Consider the following 20,839-nt stretch of genomic DNA (forward strand, 5'->3'; position numbering starts at 1 on the left):
TGCCTACTCTCCTTGGAATCGACGCCATAGATCTCGTGTTGCATCACCGATACCTTGTACGCCTTCTCTCAGCATATCGCCAAAATTCCTTAGGCCATCTTTTGCTTGTTCGCCATAACGATCTAAATTGTCTTGCCAGTTCCCCTGGTTCTCTTCATTGGTTTGTGAATTATCTGGTACTTGATCTGCTGGGACGACTTGACCGCCGGTAGCATAGGCATCCGCAACATTGAATCTTGTTTGCTCGGTGTAAGGCAAGATGCCTTCTGCTGCTGATTTGAAGACTTTCCCCACCACATTGCCACTTGTACCTTCTAAATAGTGAAGTTCACTCGTTTCTTCAAATCCCAACCAAGTAGATATGACTACATCTGGTGTATATCCAACGATCCATTGGTCATTCGCTTTTGTAGCATCAAAATTCGTTTCTGTCGTTCCTGTTTTCCCTGCCACCGTATAACCATATGGATTCGCTGCAACACCCGTTCCATTAGAGAACGTACCTAGTAACATGCTGGTCATTTGATTCGCCGTTTCTTCGGAAATGACCTGCTTTGGTTTACTATTGGTATTATCAACGATGACTGCTCCAGTAGAGTCAACGATCTTGGTGATCAAATGCGGTGTATACATCTTCCCATTATTGGCAAATGAACCATAAGCCCCCGCCATAGTCATAGGAGATACCCCATTTTTCAAACCACCTAACGCTAACCCATAATACTTGTCTGAATCAGCTAAAGGTAAGCCAAATTCTTTTGTCTTATCAAAGCCTTTTTGAAGACCGATCTCATGAAGTAGCCACACAGCTGGTAAATTCAAGCTTTGAGCAACTGCTTGATACATCGGTACTTCCCCTTGATAGGTCCCATCAAAGTTGTGTGCATCATAATAAGATTGTGGTTTATCTTCAAGAATACTTGACGGTGTATAGCCAGCTTCTAACGCAGGTGCAAACACACTGAGTGGTTTGATTGATGAACCAGGTGAGCGTTTCATCTGCGTTGCAAAGTTGAATCCTCTAAAGACATGTTCCCCACGTCGACCAACGAGCGCTGCAACCCCTCCTGTTTTCGGATCTAGTGCAACTGAACCTGATTGGACCATGGCACCATCTGTCGCATTTGGAGGGAATAACGCATCATTTTGATAAGTCGCTTCTAGTTGTTGCTGATAATTCTGATTCAATGACGTATAGATTTTATAGCCTTTGTTCATGACATCTGCTTCATCTAAGCCATATTCACTAACAGCTTCATCAATCACTGCATCAAAATAATAAGGATAACGATAACCAGACTCCGAACCAGTATACGTATCATTCAAATAGTGTGTGATGTCCGTCTGAGACTCAGCAGTTGCTTGTTCTTCACTGATTTTACCATTGTCTGCCATCACGCTTAACACCGTATTTTTCCGATTATTGGCATTTTCTGGATGATCGATTGGGTTGTAGATACCAGGACCCTTCAACATCCCCGCTAACGTAGCAGCTTCAGACAGCGTGACATTGTTAGCATCCACTCCAAAATAGCGTCTTGATGCATCTTGTACACCCCAAACCCCATTACCAAAATAGGCATTGTTCAGATACATCGTTAAAATTTCTTCTTTGCTGTACTTCTTCTCGATCTCAATCGCTAGAAAAAGTTCTTTCGCTTTTCTGTCAAACGTTTGATCTAGTGTAAGATACGCATTTTTGGCTAACTGTTGGGTAATGGTACTTCCGCCACCCCCGCCTGTACCACCAGATGTGATCATCCTTACTGCTGCTCTGGCAATCCCTTTGATATCAAAACCAGGATGTTGATAAAAATTCCGGTCTTCGGTCGAGATAACGGCATCTTGGATCAGTGGAGAAATCGCATCTAACTCCACATAAGACCCTTTTTGTGCATACAACGTCCCCGCCTCTTCGTTGTTTTTATCATAAATCACGGTCGACTGACTCAAACCAGATTTCAGTGTTTCAACATTCGCTTGTTTTGCTAATACAAATAGATAAATACTCGTGATCAATACGAAGATCAGTCCGATCAGTAAAATCAACTTGTTGATATGATATTTTTTCCAAATGCGCTTACGCCATCGATGGAATTGTCCGAGGTAAGGCTTAATCCATCGCCAAAAACTGATGAGCGCAGTTTTTATTCTTCTTAACATGCTCTGAAAATCCATTCACTTCTTCTCCTGTCTATTGATCTCATTCTTCTCATTTTAACATAACTAATTATGCGTGACGTCCTGCTTGAGATGTAGGTGTACGCTTTGTTTATTCACATTGTGGATAGTTTAGCATATGAAGTGAAGGAATTTTTCCATTTTTTTCTTAAATATCTGTTAAAAATGTTACAATGAATCTGAATTTCAATGAAAGGTGTGAGCATGTGGACATCACAATCACGTTACCTGAATCTCATCCAACCATGACGATTCGAGAATTATTAGAAAATGAGTGGCTTGTACCAAGAAAAGTCCGACACTTTTTACGTATACGTAAAAACGTCTTATTGAATCGCGAACCTGTTTTATTCCATCACGAAGCAAAAGCTGGAGATCAAATCACTTTGCACTTTGAGGAAACTGACTATAGTTACCAAGAGATCCAATTGGGGGAAGCAACAAAAGTCAGCGTGTTGTATGAAGATGAGCACTTGATCATCGTCAACAAACCAGTCGGTATCAAAACGCATCCGAATGAACCAACAGAAACGAATACGTTATTGAATCATCTGGCTGCTTACTTAAATCAAAAAAAGCAACGTCCATATGTCGTTCATCGATTAGACAAGGAAACGAGTGGAGCTGTTCTATTTGCTAAAAATCCTTTTATTTTACCTATTTTAGGTAGAATGTTGGAACAGAAAAAAATCTACCGCCGTTATCAAGCCGTTGTTTGGGGTAAACTTTCTCAAGATGTAACAATTACAGACAAAATCGGCAGAGATCGTCATGATCGTCGCAAACGAGTGGTTGATCCAAGAAATGGGCAACCAGCCATCACACATGTCCAAGTCGCCGAATTTTCGGCAGATAAAACAAAGGTCTATTGTGTCTTGGATACAGGACGAACCCACCAAATCCGTGTACATTTAGCAAATCAAGGCCACCCCATTGTTGGTGACCCGCTCTATCAAACGAAGTCAGCGAAACGTTTGATGCTCCATGCGTTAGAACTCCATATGCCCCATCCATTTACACAAGAAAAAATCATTGCACAAGCATTGCCGGGACTATGGTAAACACTTGAAAATAGTCATAAACAAAAAACTGAGAATTGGGAACTTAATACGAGCCCAATTCTCAGTTTTTTTCTGTTTCTATCAAAAATATGAATTGACAGTAAGCGCATACATGCTAGACTTACATTAGTATGTATATAAAAAATATCAAGGAGATCATTCATATGAATATTGAAATAACTAACCTTTCGTCACAAATTGCTGTAGCAACCAAAGCGACTGCTGTTACTATGGAGAACATGACCGTTGCAATAGATACTGGCTATGAAAAATTGATGCACGCTGTTGCTGAACAAGGTGCCCAACTGATTGGCGCCCCCTACTGCGCTTATCTGAATAGCAACGAAGACTTTACCATCTTTGACATTGAGTTAGGGATTCCTATCAATACAGCTATTTCTGCAAGTGATGAGGTGTATATGAGTCAAACGTATGGTGGAAAAGCCGTTATCGCCACACATCAAGGTTCTTACGCCACACTTGAGGCAACATACGAGGCAATGCTGGTTTATCTCCAAGAAAATCATTTGGAAAGTACAGGCGTTTATTATGATTACTATCTAAGTAATCCGCTTGATACACCGGAAAACCAATTATTGACACAAGTTGTTTTTCCAATCAATTAAGTTCGGATTCATGTTGCTCCAAACCAGTCTCATTTGCAACAATTATTTCTTGTACATAATGCTTCTATGACCAATAGCAAATAGTTCAATTATAATTTCAGAGTCAATTATATTTGCTAGTATGCGATAATTCCCAATGCGGTACCGCCACTCACCACCTTGATTTCCAGTCAATCCTTTACCGTGTTGTCGAGGGGGTGCTGGTTCCTTCCAAATTTTTTCTAATCCAAGCAACGATTATTCTTGCCTGATTTCGATCCATCTTTCTTAACTGTTTCTGCGCTTGAGGCATATAGATAACTTTATACTTCAGCTAAGAACTTCTCCATGCCAGACTGAGAAATTCCCTTCTCTTTTTTCTTTTTAGAAAGTGCCATTGCATCTTTTAATAATTTTAAATCAATCTCATCTTCGATTTTATCAAGTACTGACGTCCTGTAAAGTTCCTTCAATGATGAGTTATGTACTTTAGCATATTCTGCTACTAGTTTGTTTTCATCATCTGGAATTCTAAAGGTAATTGTGGATTGCCCCATAATCTACCCCTCCGCTCTAATTTGTAACAACATCGTAATAAAAAATACATTCTTTTGTCAATACAACGTTAGTACGTAATATATAGAATAAAAAAGAACGGCTACCAATAATGACAGTCGTTCTCTATACCTATTTTTATTCAAGTTTCCATCTAAAAATTAAAAGTCGCTATTTTCTTCTTAGATTTATGCAAATTCATTTCCTTCTCGATGTGCCTTTTCCGCCAATAATAAACTGCCGATGATCCCACTTTCATTTGGCATGCCCCATTGAACAATATACTCCTCTACTGGCGGCGTTTCCATGTAACCAGCCATCAATGTCATAAATTGTTCTCTCACTTTTTGTAGTAAGTGTGCTTGATTCATGACACCACCACCTAAAATGATTTTTTCTGGCGCTAATGTCAATGTATAATTGACTAATGCTTGTGCAAGATAATATGCTTGGATATCCCAGACAGGATGATCCTCAGGTAAATTTTGTCCCTTGATTCCTGTACGTGCTTCGATCGATGGTCCAGCCGCTAATCCTTCTAAACAGTCTTTATGGAAAGGACAAGTTCCTTCGTAGTCGTCTTCTGGATGACGTTTGACCATGATGTGTCCCATTTCCGGATGCGCACTTCCAGAAAGAATATCGCTATTCAACACAACACCGCCACCAATACCTGTGCCGACAGTCAAGTAGATGCAACTGTTTTTCCCTTGCGCCGCCCCTTTTAACAATTCACCATATGCCGCAGCATTGACGTCGGTTGTCCATGCCAAAGGAACGTCGTATCGTTGTTTGATGCTTCCTAAGAAATCAAAATCTCGCCATCCTTGTTTAGGCGTAGCTAAGACATAGCCATAGCGATCATTCGTTGGATCAATACCGATTGGACCAAAGGAACCGATTCCAATTGCTTCTAATTCAAAGCGATCAAAGAAATCAAACACTAACGCCAATGTTTCCTCCGGTAAAGTTGTCAGTACACTGATTTTTTCAATGATTTCTCCCTGATCTGATACTGCACAAATAAATTTTGTTCCACCTGCTTCTATTCCACCATACATCAATTATTCCTCCTCAAAGCCGACTGTCCGAATCTCATAAGGCTGGAGCATTTCGTCAATCGTCTCTTGACATTCTTCTTCAAGGAGATTCAACCGTTTGCCTTTTTTGCCATTTTTCGTCAAATGCAACGATTCTAAATGACTAGACATATTGAATCCTCTCGCTACTAGTTTATCATTAAGTTTGCTTCGTTTCAAAGCAGTAATTGCAAACGTTTCCCCTTCAATTGATAAATATTGGTTTTTCGGTGATAGTTTGCCTACTTGATTGGACAATTGCTTTGTCGAAAATGGAATTTGAGCTGCATAAGCATGCTTGTAGGTGGCGAATTTATCTTCTCCTGTATGGACCTCTAAACTGTAATCGAATTGGTGAACACCTAAACACTGTGCTTCCGGTGTTGGGAAATAACCCCAGTCGCCCATCTCACCGACGCAACGCAGTAATGTCACCGCAATGGTTTTTCCATCCAAGATTTCATATTCATTCAAACCAAAATTACCAATCGTTATCCCTTGGGTTGCATCGCCTAATTGGACAAAGGCATGTTGATGCTGGGGATTGGTCGGGTTCTCCCAACTTGCAGAGACTTGGTTTGGACGAGCTACAACTTCAAAAATACTATCTGCTTCGTGTTGTTCCACATGTAACTTCGTTGGGAATAAGACACGTAAGCGATGATCTTTCATCTGATTGTCGATGGTTGTTGTAAAATCGATCTTTTTGCTCTCTGCACGCAACGTAATCAGTGTTGTGATTGTCAGTGGCTTTGTTTCTTTTGAGCGTTGGGCTTGCCTAAAGCGGAACTCTCGTACCATTTGTTGCTCTTTTTCTAACCGATCATCTGCAGAAATAGGGATGTCAATGGTTTGAGTTAGTTTGATTTGAGCGATTTTAGATGTATCCTTGATGATCTCAACAGTACTTCTTGGTTGGTCTTTTGAAAGAATCGCTTGTTCATTCTCTGGTTGCTTGAAGATATATTCGTTACCGATGTCACCGACGTCTTCAAATGTCAATAACTCTTCAAATTCTTGCCCGCTCGTTTTATCCAATAAGGTCAATGTCCCATTTTGCTCAATGGATACATGCACGAATTGATTTTCAATACAGCGTCCTGCTTGAGTAATCATCGACTCTTGTTTTTCATCCGTTGCTCCTTCAACTAAAGCGAATGTTTCCCATGAAAATGCAGGCATTTCATCAATTGGTAGCTCAATCGTGACATATCTTGCCATATATGGCACTCTAAAGCGATCTTTCGGTAAATCATAGCCAAATGATACAACTTCTTCAGAAACCAAAGCTGGGATCTGTTTTTTTTCAGACGTTTCAACATGGTAGTATTTCTTAGGTTGTTCCGCCAATTCTTGATATAGCTCCTCTGGAATACCTTCTGCAAATCGTTTTCGTTCCAACTCTAAAGTGATTACGGCTGACCCTGTTTTGGGCATTCCTGCTGTATTGAAAATAACAAAAGGATAGCTTTGCTTCGAAAATCCACTGGTATCAATAGCTGTTGCCAGTTGATCCAATGCTTCTTGTGCTAAAAATCTCCCCACTTCATTGGCTTTTTCAAAACGCGGAATCATTTCTCGATGAACGGAGTCAACTGAGCATCCGCAAATGCTATCATGAGGATGATTTTGCATCAGTGTTTTCCAAGCGTAATCTAATTGATCGTGCGGATACCTTCCTGTCACTTCATATGCCATCGTTGCTAAAGGTTCTGTGACATTTTCAAGTTGACGTTGTACTTTTGTGTTCCACTGTTTGAGGTAAACTCTCGCAGAAGCTGTATTGGCTAACGTATACCAGCCATCGGTTTCTTGACTCGTCAATTCTCCTTCAACTGAGCCAAGATCCTGAGGAAGATCCTGTTGTACCGTTTCTAGATAATCAGTAAAATTGGAATGAATGAATTCATAGTCAGGATACAATTCATTGGCTAATCGAATTGCCTTTGATATATCTTTTTGTACAGGTTGATGATCCACTCCATTCATCATCAATAAATGGTTGGTTGACGCATATTGCTCGGCATCTGCTAACTTCTGATCCCAAAAACGAATCGCAGCTTCTTTCTCAGCTGGAATCTCATTCCCGTTACTGTACCAGTTGGCAAACAATAACCCAAAGATCTCCGTTTGATCAGGGCCTTTCCACCACATCTCAGAATATTGTGACGAATAGTTCTCAGCTTCTAGTACTTGATTATCAAAGCCTATCGGTTTCACCCCACGACCAAACGCAGCAGCTTCTAGTCCTACTTGCTTCATCATTTGTGGCGTTTGTCCCATATTGCCAAAAGTATCAGGGAAATAACCTAGCATGACCGGCGTTCCCCATTTGCGACTTTCTTCCATACCGATCAACATATTCCGAACATTTGACTCTGAGCTAATTAAAAAATCATCCTGTAAAATATAAAATGGTCCAATCCGTAATTTTCCTACATCGATGGCTTGTTGGATTGCTTCTCTTTTTTCAGGACGTACTTGTAGATAGTCATCTAAAATAATGGTCTGTCCATCTAAATGAAAGCTGTTGAAGTCTGGATCGGTTTCAAACAGCTCCAACAAATCATCCATTAACTCCACTAATCGCATGTGATGTTGCTCATATGCCATGTACCACTCACGATCCCAATGGCTATGAGAAATGATATACACTTTTTTCTTCATATCTATTCTCCTCCTTATTTTTCCACTCGGATATCAAAGTAATCCATGACTAATTCACAAAACATCATGTTTGCCCAAGAAAACCATTCTCTTGTGTAGTTTTGCGGATTGTTCACATCAAAACCTTCATGCATCAAGTGTGTCCCTGCATCGGTCGCTACTAGTAAATCAAGGATTCGTTCTTTTTCTTGTTTGTCTTCTGTCGTCATTCCTTCCATCGCTAGGGCGATTGGCCAAATATAATTCTCGGGCGTATGCGAAGAACCAATTCCTTTTGCATACTTCCCTTCATAAAAGTAAGGGTTCTCTTTACTTAACAAAGTGTTTCGCGTATTTATATAGTGTTCATCTGTACTGGAGCAATAACCCAAATAAGGTGCTGAAATCAAATTAGGCACATTGCTATCGTCCATTAATGAGGCATTCCCTAAGCCGTCTACTTCATACGCATAAATCGTTTCACCTTGTTGATTTTCGATTTTTCCATAGGTGGCAATCCCCTCTTGGATGGCTGTTTTTAAGCCGTTTGCTTTTGTAACGATTTCTTGGTCTTCAAGAATTGAGGTGAAAATCTCTTCCACATATCCTAGAATAACTACAGCAAACATATTGGATGGGACAAGATAGCCATATTGACAGGCATCATCGCTCGGACGAAATCCTGACCAAGTCATACCCGTGGGCGCAATCGCCGATCCACGTCCCTCGTTGACTAACGTATCTTCTTTTCTTGTGGTGTCTCTTGTAAAGGTGTAAGGCGATTGTCGATGGTCTTGTTCTACTTGAAAAACTTCGAAGATTTTTTGAATCCCCTCAATAAATGAGTGGTCAAATTGATCTGTACGTCCGGTATTCTTGTAAAGTAAATAAGCTAGTTGAACAGGGTAGCATAAAGAATCGATTTCATATTTTCTTTCCCAGATCCAATCGTTCATTTGAGTCTGATCGGTTTGATGCCCTGCGCCATTTGCTTGTTCATTGAACGCATTTGCATATGGATCGATCGTGATATAGTAAAATTGCTTTTTGACTAACCCACTGATCATGTCAGCTAAATCTTCATCCTCTTTCGCAATTACTAAATAAGGACGAACCTGCGCGGTGGAATCACGTAACCACATTGCAGGGATATCTCCTGTGAGTAGAAAAGTTGTCCCATCCTCTTGCCGTTTGACTGTGGTCAACAACGTATTCGCAAAAGCCGAAGAAAAATTCTTAGCCCAATCTGCATGCTCTTCTCCACATTTTTGTATGATGTCATCCATAAATTGCTTCACTGAATTAGGTATATCTTTATAAGCCATATTATATAAACTCCCTTTTATTTGATATGTCATTATGAATTATACCTGCTCGCACTATAAATGTCTACGCTTTCAATGAACTTTTTTCTATTTACTTTTTCAAGTATTATGCTATGATTTAATTATGATATATCATTAAGAGGTGTAATTATGGAGCAACCATTATATAAAACAATATTTTTAGCGCTAGAAAAAGCAATACATGATGGAACTTTACCTGTCGACAGTCAAGTTCCCACTGAAAAAGAACTATCCCAACAATACAATGTTAGTCGGATCACGTCCAAACGGGCATTGACAGAATTAGAACAACTAGGATTGATTTATCGTGTACGCGGAAAAGGAAGTTTTGTTAAAGCTCCCAAAAAAGGTGTTCCTTCACGTAGTCTCTCTACTCATAAAAGAATCTTATTTCTTTTGCCTTACTTGTCTGATTTATCCGTGGGTGACTTTACTCAGGGCTTGAATCCAATCATGCAAGAACATCAATTCGAGGTCATGATGACGACTTTAGATTTTTTAGAAACAAAGACAGCCAATGATTTGATGCAAGAATTTGATGGCTTGATTTATTATGCTTTTGAAATAGATCAACATCTTGACTTGCTTTTTGAGCTTTCCTTAAAAGACTTTCCAGTACTCATGCTAGATAAAAAAATATATGAGTTACCTTTTCCAACTGTCTTATCGGATAACTTTCAAGGTGGTTCTTTAGCAACCAATCAATTGATTGAACAAGGTCACAAAAAAATCGCTTATCTTTTTGGTGATTTATCCCATCCACAATCCGTGAGACAACGCTATCTCGGTTATCTTGAAGCACTGAATAAAGCAGAGTTATCGTTCCATACTGCATTAAATGATCCAATGGCGACCACTAATGAATTAGCTAACTATATTCATACACATAACGTTACAGCATTTGTTTGTGAGAATGACTTAGTTGCAATTCAAGCAATGACTACGTTAAAACAATTGGGTTACACCATTCCCAATGATTTTTCCGTCATCGGGTTCGATGATATCCAAGCTGCTGCTTTGGTTGATCCGCCTTTAACAACGATTGCCCAAGATTTTCTCCAATTAGGCGAATTGGCGGGCAAAGCGATGATCCAGTGGTTACAAACAAAAGAAAAACCGGCTGACATCAAACATCCTGTTACTTTGATCCAACGACTATCGACAAAGGAGTATACACATGGACATTCAACAAATTGATACACGTCATGGCACTGCGAATCAAGCCAACTTTTCTAATGGGAATTGCCTGCCTTATACAGGCGTTCCTTTTGGTATGAACTATTTTGCCCCACAGACAAATGAACAAAGAGGTAGTTGGTGGTTTCACCCCGATGACCGGATTTTCCAAGGTTATCGTTTGACTCATCAACCTAGTCCTTGGATGGGGGATTTCAGCCACTTTTTGATGACTCCGTTCAGTGGAGTATTACAAGAACCCACGGTGTTCCATGCCCAAAGTTCGTATCGCCCAGAAGAATGTACTTTTTGTCCCACCCACCTTTCCATTGACCAATTGCGTTACGGTATTCAATCGACATTGATCCCTAGTATGTATGGTGGCATCCTTTCCATCACTTACCAACAAAATGATAGCGGTTTATTACTAGCGTTTCCTGGCCGTTTCCGTCTTACTGCAAAAGATGCCTACACACTAGAAGGCCAAGTCACTCATTTTGCGGGCGCAGAAGATCCGAATTTCACTTTTTATTTTGTTTTGGGCTTCGAACAGCCTCTGACAACTAGTGAACTCGAGTATTCTAGCGAACAAGCAGACACCGTAGCTCTTTATTTTGGTCATATCAAGCAACAGACGATTCGGCTAGGGACGTCATTCATTAGTAATGAACAAGCTCACCACAATTTGAAACAAGAGCAAGAAAAACAAGAAAAAGACTATCTTTTAGACAGTCAGGAGCAATGGCAAAACTACTTTGATCGAATCAAAATCAACCATCATGATCAAAAACAAATGCAAACGTTCTATCACAATTTATATCGGACATTCCTATTCCCACAAACTTTTTACGAAATTGATCCAGAAGGAAAAAAAATCCATTATGATACCACTAGTTGTACAGTAAAAAATGGGATTCTTTATACAAATAATGGGTTTTGGGATACGTACAAAACGGTTTACCCACTCTTTTCATTGATTGCGGTCGAAAAATATGAAGAGATGTTGGAAGGTTTTTTAAACAGTTATCGAGAAACTGGCTTCTTACCTAAATGGCTTTCTCCAGATGAACGAGGTCTCATGCCTGGAACATTGATCGATGCAGCGATCGCTGATGCTGCCATCAAAGGTATCGGCAGTCAGAATATGCCGGAATTTTTAGAAGCCATGAAAAAAGGAGCGACAGTTCAAAGTGATCAACAAAATTATGGTCGCCAAGGGACAATCGATTATTTAAAGTATGGCTACGTGCCAAACCATTACCATGAATCGATCAATCACACACTTGATTATGCCTACAGTGATTTTTGTATCAGTCAAGTTGCTCAAACACTAGCTGATGTTGAAACAACTCATCACTATCAGCAACAATCCATGAACTATCGCAATGTTTTTGATACAGAAACTGGTTTTATGCGTTCAAAAGACTGCTCAGGAAAATTCCGTCCTGATTTCTCCTCTATCTCTTGGGGCACAGATTACGCAGAAGGAAGTGCATGGCAAAGCAGTTTTGCTGTTTTCCATGACTTTGCAGGTCTGATCGAAGCGCATGGTGGAAAACAAGCTTTTGAGAACAAATTAGTTGAATTATGTAATCAACCGCCTAAGTTTGAAGTCGGTGGTTATGGGTTTGAAATCCATGAAATGAGTGAGATGGCAGCAACTGAATTTGGACAATTAGCCATCTCTAATCAACCAAGTTTTCACTACCCTTATCTTTTCCATTACCTTGGGAAACCCGAAATGGCACAACCTTTGATCAAACAGTTGCTTACGCAACTTTTCGATGCATCACCTACTGGCTATCCTGGCGACGAGGATAATGGCAGTATGGCCGCTTGGTATATCTTTAACAGTTTAGGTTTTTACCCAGTTACACCTGGAACCGGTGAGTATGTCATTGGTATCCCACTGTTTGATCAAGTGATCTTAACACTTTCAAACGGCAATCAATTGACTATCCATGCTACGCCTAACCAGCCCCAACAACAGTTTATTCACCATGTAAGTCGAGATGGCTACACTTATGAAAAGCTATATTTTACTCATAAAGATTTACTAAACGGTGGCACGATCAACTACCATTTAGGCATTGTTCCTCATACTAAAACTTATTCAGAGGATAGTTTGCCTTATTCTTTAAGTCGCCAAGAATAATATCAGTGGTTCAGCTAGAAAAGAAGCGTGGTTAAGGAAGCTTACTCTTTAGTTAATTCCATTTGCCATCGTCTTCAGCACTAATTTTAGAGAATGTGCGACTCCATTAGGACTTTATTGAATGATTGATTTCACTCATGACTCGTTGTTTACAGATGACTCGTTGAGATGCTATACTAAAGAAAAGAAGCGATGCGCTAACATCGCTCCAATGTAGCCGTTTTGTGGTAGCATGTTTTGAGCTAAAATAAACCCGTCAACTTCTGCTAAAAGTTTATGACGGGTTTATTTTTTATCTTTTTTGCTGATTGTCAGCATAATGCCAACAAGCGCAAGCATCAACGATCCGAACTGGATCATCAATGCCAGTGCTTCCGCAACAGACAAAAGGCTACTCCCTTCGTTGAAGTAGGAAAATGCTCATAAGCATCACCCCCTGAGTAGCTACCATCATAAACAATCTACATGGTCCATTTTAACATAGAACCCATCAAATATTTTATATTTTTTGTTTTTTTATATGATTGTTTTCACTTATTCAATCATATAAAAACAGAGATAATGAGATGTTAAATCTCACGATCTCTGTTTTTTTCAGATGAAACTTCCTTCTGTTTGACTTTGATTTTCTCGGTATTCTGAAGGCGACTGTCCAACGATTTTTTTGAATAATTTTGAAAAATAGGTCGTATTATTATAGCCGATTTCATTAGAGATCTCATTGATATTTTGATTACTATGGATCAGCAACCATTTTGCTTGTTCCATTCTTAAGTGATTCAAGTACGCAGAGAAGCTTTTTTTAGTTTCTTTTTTAAACAGTTGTCCTAGATACATGACATTCAGATGCAAATGTTCTGCGACTTCTTTCAAGGTTAAAGGTTCTTTATATTTCTCATGTAAGATTTGAAGAACTTTTTCGACATTTTGACTATATTTTTGATTATGCTGATTTTCCAATAAAGATAGTAGGAGTTGATGCAACTCTTGGACAGATTTTGCTTGATTGATTTTTTGGATGCCTGTTAAGTATTCATCATCTTCTAAACGGATCAGCTCACGATAGATATCCATAAATAATAAAAAACTGAAATGACGGATATCTTCAGGCGACATGACCGCCTGTTGGAATTGCTCGAAAAAGTCAGAGATCATTTGTTGTGCGAGCGCTAACTGACCACTTTTCAACACACGACTAAATGATACAAAATCAATTGATTGTTTAATTTCTGCTTGTTCGGCATAGAAAATACGTTGATTTTGATCCCCATAGAATTGATGTAGTTGTAAATTATCTTTAGCATGCTGGAAGCTTTGCGGTATCGTTTCCGGATCACAAGATTCATCCCCAATACTGATCAGCCAATTCTCACACATCAGCGACTGTTCAACGAAATGGCTAAACAATTCTACTGCCTCCTCCTGAAGCAACAAAACAAATAAAACAAGTTCTCCATAATTCCGTTGGTAATAAAAAGGTTCTTTTCTTTTTGTCAGCCACTGACTGATTGTCGTTTCAGCCTGCCTAGGTACTTGTGCAAGTAAGACACGTCGCTGACGCTTGCCTAGTTTTTCTAAAAGTTCTTCTTCACTAGGTTCATCCAATTCATCATTCAACCATTGGCTAAATAGAATTTCTTGGTACACTTCTTGTTGATTTTTTTGTTGTCTTCGATGATCCAAGCGTTTCTTGACGGTTTCAAGACTAGTAATCAGTTCTGCTTTATTGACTGGTTTCATCAAATAATTAACAGCGCCTAACTGCATCCCGCTTTTTAGATAATCAAATTCTTGATAGCCCGATAAGATCATAAATTCAAAAAGATGTTCTTTTTGAGCAGCTTCAATAAATTCTAATCCATTCATCTCAGGCATCGTTACGTCTGTGACAACTAGATCAATTGGCTGCGTCTCTAAAATCGATAGTCCCTGCATAGCATTTTCTGCAGTAGCAACAACGTTAAATCCTAAATTTTGCCAATTGATGATTTTTTGTAAGCCAGCTAAGATCATATATTCATCATCAACTAGTAGTACATTATAAGTCATCAGCAGCTCCCCTTTTTATTTTAAAAGTAATATGGATCGTTAATCCACCAGTTGCATTTCTAGCTAGGGTCATCTGATAACTCGGTCCAAAACTAGCACGCAACCGTTCATTGACATTTTGTAAGCCGATCGATCCACTGAGTTCTACTTTGCTTTGCGCCAACTGTGCGCTGATTTCAGCTAATCGCTCTTCCGTGATTCCTTTGCCATTATCACGAATCAAAAGATGAACAAGTCCATTTTCTTCAAATACTTTTACACTCAATGCGTTATCAAAACGAGTAAAATCAACGCCATGTTTAAAATAATTTTCTACTAATGGTTGGATGATAAATTTCGGTACTTCAATCTCTTCCAATGATGATTCAATCGTGAAATGATAGGCGATACGGCTAGGATAACGCATTTGATAGAGGTACACATACTTCTCACAAAAATCCAATTCTTCTTTTAAATGAATCGTCTTTTCCTGGTTGGTGTTATTACGTAATAATGCAGAGAAAGCATAGACAACATCTGCTAGTTCTTCACTACCTTCACTGATGGCATACATTCGAATATATTCCAATGTATTGTATAGAAAATGCGGATTGATTTGTGCTTGTAATGCGCGCATGTGCGCATCTTGTTGTTTGATTTCTAATTTGTAGATATCTTCCACATATTGATTGATACTGCCTAGCATCTCATTGATTCCGACTGATAGGTCTTTTAGCTCGTATTCAGTGATACTAGTATCCACACGAGTATCTAAATTCCCTCTAGCCACTTCATCCATGGCTTCCATGACACGATCGATTTGTTGAGAATAACGTTTGAACGTCTTGTATAAAAATAAAAGCAATAAACCATCCAATAAAATGACGCCAATAATTAACGGTGCTAAGCTTTTTTCTGTTACTTGGCGAACCGTACGCTTATCTAATGTGGCTAAAATACGATAATCGTCGGACACCTCTTGCGATTGGATAAAATTCGATTTTTCTAATTTCTCCACTGGTAATGTAGAATCCGCTTGTAGGGTCTGATTGATCAACTTTTCCTGCTTAAAGATTCGTTCTTTGCCCAGTGCTCGATCATGAAATGTATACAACCGATTACTCGTTCCGGAAATCATGTAAAGAGATAATCCATTAAACGTATTTAAATTCGTCAGCGCTGCATCAAGTTCATCTTTATCAAACCCTACAAACATACTGCCAATTTCTGCGCCACCTTGTGTAATCGTCATTTTGATATAAAAAGCCTGTTTTAATTGTGGCGTTCCCTTCTTGACTATCCCGCCTTTGTTCTCTCTAGTGGACTCAAAATATTCTGGTAATTGGTTGAACACAAGGTACACACTACTTACCTCTTCATAATTGACATACATATCACGAACTACGTTAGGGAATGAAAGAAAATCAGCAGATTGTCGTTGTCGGTCGTACGCATACATCAAATATTGATCGATCGGTTTAGTTAAATAAGTGGTGGTATTCTCGATTTTATCTGAATCCCCTACAAATTGATCTTTGATCACTTTACTTAACGTTGTTTTATCACTAAGCGTTCGCAACGTACTTTGAACTGCGTCATTCACTACTTGTTGTGCTTGAATTTGTCTTTGGATGAATGTATGCACACTGATGATGATCGTTGCAATCATCGTCAGAGCAATCATCATGATGGCATATTTACGCAATAAGCGGTTCAACAACGTTCCTTTTGAAAAGATGAAATCTAACCTATTCATATGTTTCCAACTGCAAGTCCAGATTTTCCCGCCATTGTTTGGTGATCGTTCCGTTCCAAACTGTAAGTAACCCAATCAATCCAAATAAAATCAACCCTTTATAATTCCACGTCACCCAAAGAATCAAACCACTACCAAGGATGATTTTTAAGAAAGTTGAAAAACTTGCGAAACTGGAAATCAAACTCAACTTCAATAGATTTCTTAAGGTCATTTGATAGCCACTATCCAGGATCATGCTATATTGATACGTCGCATAAACGTACAACATGCTGAACAGTATAATAAAATCAACCACTAAGAAAAGAATCCCTTGGATCTGTACAGATAAATACAAGTTATAACTAAGCAAAAAAAGACAAGCCGAAAAAAGACCAAATAATTGATTTCCTCTTACGAAGGATTGTTTGAACATCTGCCAACTTTCGCTGATCGTGATGTCTTTATATTCGAAACCATGGAGATAAAACTGTTCATTGACAACTTTCCAAGCTGGTCCGATTCCTAAAACGACTCCGCCACATACAGCTAAGCCCCAAAAATACAATGTCAATTTCATGATGACCCATACGCGTATGAATACTGTTTCCAATGCTCTACCTAACACAGGACTTCCCCCCCTTTTATTCTTCATCATATCCTATTATACAAAAACATACTGTAACATTGAGCATATTGGAACCTTTAAAACCAAATAAATGGTCTTCGAGGAGCAATACTTCGGTTATCAGCTAGATAACCGATAGTCCAGAAGTAGCTTCTTCGTAAATAAGGCGGAATCCACAAAAATGCAAGAGCAATTTCCGTGGATTCCGCCTTATTTCTCGGAGCTAGATACTTCCATCATAACTTCAGTATTGATTAATTGTTCTCTTGTCGGAATGTATCATATTGTTTTTGCATTTCTGTCAGTACTTTGTCGTATCCAGCTTTATCTAAGGCATCCATTAGTTTTGGTAAGGTTTCATCTGGATCGACAGTTCCAGTGTTCAATCCATCAAGGTATTGATTCATGACATTTGAGATATTACTCAATTCAGTTTTTACGCTGTCTGTATTAAAACTGAAGCCTAAGATTGGAGAAGTTTCAGCTTCTGCAATCGATTGATCTCTTTTAGCGATCATTTCATCGGTAATCGTATCTTGTGTATAAAGAATCTTATTGTTTCCAGTATTCCAAGCAGACATGTGTGTTTTTGGCTGATAGCCGTCTAATAATTTTACTTTGTCATCGCCAACTTTTTCCCATGCCTCTCCTTCGATTCCCCAAACCAAGCCGTTAAGCAATTCAGGATCGCTATTCAATAACGCTAAGAACTCTACTGATTTCTCTTTGTTTTTTGATGTATTAGAGACAACAAAATTTGCCATTTGCGCTTGTCCTGTTGATTTCAAAGGAACAGTAATTGGTTTCGATACTAATTCTTGATTTGCAGCATTTGTTAAAATCGTATCGCCGTAATCGTATGGTCCTTGTGTTTCTCCACGCATCAACCATGTATTACCTTCTAACGGATAATCTTTGTTACTAGTCGCTGCATCACTAGGGATCAATCCTTGATCATACCAACTATGCATCGTCCGTAACAGTTCGATGTAATTTTCGTTGTCATATTGATTAATGATCTTTGTTTTGTCGCCATTCAAATCAACCGCAAATGGCAAAGTATTCCCTAATGGATAATCGAAATCCCCTTGTACTTTAAATCCTTGCCCAATGGCAAAAGCCGCTGTATTCGGTTCTTTTTTATGGAATTCTTGTAAAACTTTTTCTGCATCTGCATACGTTTCAATACCATCAATCGATAAATTGTATTTATCTAATAATGGCTTATTGAAAGTCAACACTTGTTGTGCAAAGACATTGGCGTTTACAGGGAAGGCATATAATTTCCCGTTGACCAGATTGCCTTTGATATATGCTTCATCCAAAGAATCATACGCTTCTTTTCCATATTTAGGCGCTAATTCAGTCAAGTCTGCAAACGCGCCTTTTTGTGCATTTGATACGTAATTGTTGGCAAAAGCGATATCGTAATTTTCACCGGATGAGATGATGACGTTCATTTTCTTCTCATAGTCGCCCCAACCAATATAATTGATATTGACTTTTACACCAATTTTTTCTTCAATACGTTTATTTGCGACTTCCATCAGCTGATCAAGGTTATCTGGTTTGTCACCGATCTGGTACATTTGTAATGTCGTCGTATCACTGGCCGCTGCATCGTCCTTGTCACCTGAACCGCCCCCACAAGCTGCTAAACTGATTGCTGTTAGTGCTGAGAATCCTGTAAAAGCTAATTTTTTCCATAACTTCATATCTTTTTCCTCCTATTTTAGTGCTTTATTCTTTGACGCCGCCAATCGTTAACCCTTTAACAAAATGTTTTTGGAAAAAAGGATAGCTGATCGCAATCGGTAATGTTGAGATAACAACGATTGCCATACGAGCAGACTCTCCAGGAACAGAAGCAAGACCGCCGGCTAACTGACTACCTGCTCCAGCATTTTGAGTAAGATATTGGATATTGCTTTGAATCTTCATCAATAAATATTGCAATGGAACGAGATTATCGTTTTGAATATACAGTAACGCATTGAACCAGTCATTCCAATAACCTAAAGCTGCAAATAAACTGATTGTCGCAATTCCTGGAATCGCTAAAGGTAAGACGATTTGTACAAAAATCCGAAGTTCACTCGCCCCATCTATCCTAGCAGATTCAATGATCGAATCAGACACCGAACGTTTAAAGAATGTTCGCATCACGATAATATTGAACGGACTGACTGCCATCGGTAAAATCAATGCCCAAATCGTATCTTTCAGTTGTAATAAATTCGTCATCACTAAGTAGTTCGCAACCATCCCTGGTGAGAACAACATCGTGATCAAACAAAAGACTGTAAAGAAACGACGAAATGGAAAGTTGGATCGAGAAATAGCATAAGCATATAAAGAAGTTGCTGTACTATTGATCAACGTTCCTACTACTGTCACAAGAACAGTGACGAAAAGAGCCTGAAAAATTTTGTTTTGCATCTGGTCAAACAAAAAAGTATACCCAAATGTACTAAATGTTTTAGGCCAGAAACTATACCCTTGTGTGGACAAAATGGATTCATCTGTAAAAGAGATCGCAATTACAAAAATAAATGGTAACACACAAGAAAAAGCAAAAAGTGCAATCAAAATATTGGAGAAAAAGTTGGTGGTTTGACTAAACGAGCGGATCTCTACTCGTTGAACTTTCTTTTTATTCATTTTTCTCCTCCTTAGAACAATGCCGATTCGCTGTCAAAACGACGAGCAATCGTATTGGTGATCATTAATAAAACAAAGCCGACGACTGATTGATACAGCCCAGCTGCGGCCGTCATACCAAAGTCGCCAGTGGATGTCAGCCCATTATAGATATAAGTATCTAAAACTTGTGTCACTTCATAAAGCGCTCCGGAATTTCTTGGGATATTATAGAACAAACCAAAGTCCGCTCGGAAAATATTTCCAACTGCTAATATCGTCAAGATCGTCATCAGAGGGACCAATTGTGGAATCGTCACATGTTTGATTTGTTGCCACTTGCTTGCGCCATCTACCATCGCTGCCTCGTAATACGTCGGATCGATTCCCATAACTGAGGCAAAATAAATGATACTGTTATAGCCGATCCCTTTCCATGTTCCAATAAAGACTAGAATAAATGGCCAATATTTAGGATCATTATACCAATTGATTGTTTCTCTCCCACTTGCTGCCAACCATTGATTGAAGATCCCTTTATCTGGACTTAAAAACGCATAGACAAAGTAACTAATGATGACCCAAGAAAGGAAATAGGGAAGCAATGACATGGTCTGGTATACTTTTACCAATCGTTTATTTCGCAATTCACTCATAATGATTGCAAACACGACAGATATCAAAAGATTCAGTAAAATAAATGTCACATTATATAAAATCGTATTTTTGGTAATCAGAAACGCTTGATCAGAAGAAAATAAAAACTTGAAATTCTCCAATCCAACCCATGGACTCTCTCTTAAACTGGCAAGAAAGCCATCCGCAGAAATATGGAAATTTTTAAACGCAACGACATTCGCTAATACCGGGATGTAAAAGAAAAAAATCATCCAGATCATCCCAGGGATCGCCATTAAAACAAGCGCCTTATAGCGCCATAAATTCCCAAAAAAACCTTTTAACCCCTTCCTTTTTCTCATATAAAAACTCCTTTCACCTCATTC

16 protein-coding genes and 1 pseudogene are annotated in these 20,839 nt (G+C 38.9%); 4 read left to right on the forward strand and 13 right to left on the reverse strand.

Going from position 1 to position 20,839, the window contains the following annotated elements:
• Positions 1–3 precede the first annotated feature (3 nt).
• Entirely contained in the window at positions 4–2,178 is a 2,175-nt protein-coding gene (locus IGJ95_RS13125) for a PBP1A family penicillin-binding protein (protein WP_023520466.1), read from the reverse strand.
• Positions 2,179–2,387: 209 nt separating this feature from the next.
• Between IGJ95_RS13125 and IGJ95_RS13130 the strand changes: the two genes are divergently transcribed.
• Both IGJ95_RS13130 and IGJ95_RS13135 read left to right on the forward strand, forming a co-directional pair.
• Complete coding sequence (locus tag IGJ95_RS13130) at positions 2,388–3,242, forward strand: RluA family pseudouridine synthase (RefSeq protein ID WP_023520467.1); 855 nt, start codon at positions 2,388–2,390, stop codon at positions 3,240–3,242.
• 164 nt (positions 3,243–3,406) lie between these two features.
• A complete protein-coding gene (locus IGJ95_RS13135) occupies positions 3,407–3,868 on the forward strand; it encodes a GyrI-like domain-containing protein (protein WP_062806079.1) in 462 nt (153 codons plus the stop codon).
• A gap of 42 nt (positions 3,869–3,910) precedes the next feature.
• Here the strand turns inward: IGJ95_RS13135 and IGJ95_RS13140 are convergent.
• The 5 genes and pseudogenes from IGJ95_RS13140 to IGJ95_RS13160 form a co-directional block, all read right to left on the reverse strand.
• A pseudogene (locus tag IGJ95_RS13140) lies at positions 3,911–4,181 on the reverse strand (type II toxin-antitoxin system RelE family toxin).
• Positions 4,171–4,404 (reverse strand): type II toxin-antitoxin system RelB family antitoxin, encoded by a 234-nt coding sequence (gene relB / locus IGJ95_RS13145; protein WP_010734162.1) that lies wholly within the window; start codon positions 4,402–4,404, stop codon positions 4,171–4,173. Before relB ends, IGJ95_RS13140 begins: the two are co-directional and overlap by 11 nt.
• Before the next feature lie 186 nt (positions 4,405–4,590).
• A complete protein-coding gene (locus IGJ95_RS13150; RefSeq protein WP_153830602.1) occupies positions 4,591–5,463 on the reverse strand; it encodes an ROK family protein in 873 nt (290 codons plus the stop codon).
• Positions 5,464–5,466: 3 nt separating this feature from the next.
• The gene (locus tag IGJ95_RS13155) at positions 5,467–8,148 is read right to left on the reverse strand and encodes an alpha-mannosidase (protein WP_023520470.1); all 2,682 of its coding nucleotides are present in this window, start codon (positions 8,146–8,148) and stop codon (positions 5,467–5,469) included.
• 14 nt (positions 8,149–8,162) lie between these two features.
• Positions 8,163–9,452, reverse strand: a complete 1,290-nt coding sequence (locus tag IGJ95_RS13160; protein ID WP_438762081.1) for a glycoside hydrolase family 125 protein — start codon at positions 9,450–9,452, stop codon at positions 8,163–8,165.
• Between the two features lie 150 nt (positions 9,453–9,602).
• On the opposite strand from IGJ95_RS13160, the gene IGJ95_RS13165 reads away from it, so the two are divergent.
• Both IGJ95_RS13165 and IGJ95_RS13170 read left to right on the forward strand, forming a co-directional pair.
• The gene (locus IGJ95_RS13165; RefSeq protein ID WP_010734158.1) at positions 9,603–10,670 is read left to right on the forward strand and encodes a GntR family transcriptional regulator; all 1,068 of its coding nucleotides are present in this window, start codon (positions 9,603–9,605) and stop codon (positions 10,668–10,670) included.
• On the forward strand, positions 10,651–12,804 hold the full coding sequence (locus IGJ95_RS13170; RefSeq protein ID WP_438762083.1) for a GH92 family glycosyl hydrolase: 2,154 nt from the start codon (positions 10,651–10,653) through the stop codon (positions 12,802–12,804). The genes IGJ95_RS13165 and IGJ95_RS13170 overlap by 20 nt, the downstream gene beginning before the upstream one ends.
• 285 nt (positions 12,805–13,089) lie before the next feature.
• On the opposite strand, the gene IGJ95_RS13175 is transcribed toward IGJ95_RS13170, so the two are convergent.
• The 7 genes from IGJ95_RS13175 to IGJ95_RS13205 form a co-directional block, all read right to left on the reverse strand.
• Positions 13,090–13,164: a putative holin-like toxin gene (locus tag IGJ95_RS13175; RefSeq protein ID WP_248299565.1), complete on the reverse strand. Its 75-nt coding sequence runs from the start codon at positions 13,162–13,164 to the stop codon at positions 13,090–13,092.
• 234 nt (positions 13,165–13,398) lie between these two features.
• Entirely contained in the window at positions 13,399–14,853 is a 1,455-nt protein-coding gene (locus tag IGJ95_RS13180; RefSeq protein ID WP_077151944.1) for a response regulator transcription factor, read from the reverse strand.
• Complete coding sequence (locus IGJ95_RS13185) at positions 14,843–16,588, reverse strand: sensor histidine kinase (protein WP_169058574.1); 1,746 nt, start codon at positions 16,586–16,588, stop codon at positions 14,843–14,845. The genes IGJ95_RS13180 and IGJ95_RS13185 overlap by 11 nt, the downstream gene beginning before the upstream one ends.
• Positions 16,581–17,195 carry a YesL family protein gene (locus IGJ95_RS13190; protein ID WP_062806072.1) on the reverse strand — a complete coding sequence of 205 codons (615 nt, stop codon included), beginning with the start codon at positions 17,193–17,195 and terminating at the stop codon, positions 16,581–16,583. Before IGJ95_RS13190 ends, IGJ95_RS13185 begins: the two co-directional genes overlap by 8 nt.
• A 254-nt stretch (positions 17,196–17,449) precedes the next feature.
• Positions 17,450–18,910: an ABC transporter substrate-binding protein gene (locus IGJ95_RS13195; protein WP_010734153.1), complete on the reverse strand. Its 1,461-nt coding sequence runs from the start codon at positions 18,908–18,910 to the stop codon at positions 17,450–17,452.
• A gap of 25 nt (positions 18,911–18,935) precedes the next feature.
• Complete coding sequence (locus IGJ95_RS13200; protein WP_023520476.1) at positions 18,936–19,856, reverse strand: carbohydrate ABC transporter permease; 921 nt, start codon at positions 19,854–19,856, stop codon at positions 18,936–18,938.
• An 11-nt stretch (positions 19,857–19,867) separates the two neighbouring features.
• A complete protein-coding gene (locus IGJ95_RS13205) occupies positions 19,868–20,815 on the reverse strand; it encodes an ABC transporter permease (protein ID WP_010734151.1) in 948 nt (315 codons plus the stop codon).
• Positions 20,816–20,839 lie beyond the last annotated feature (24 nt).

Origin of the sequence: Enterococcus sp. AZ156 (assembly GCF_051714165.1) — a bacterium.
Classification (GTDB): domain Bacteria; phylum Bacillota; class Bacilli; order Lactobacillales; family Enterococcaceae; genus Enterococcus_B; species Enterococcus_B pernyi.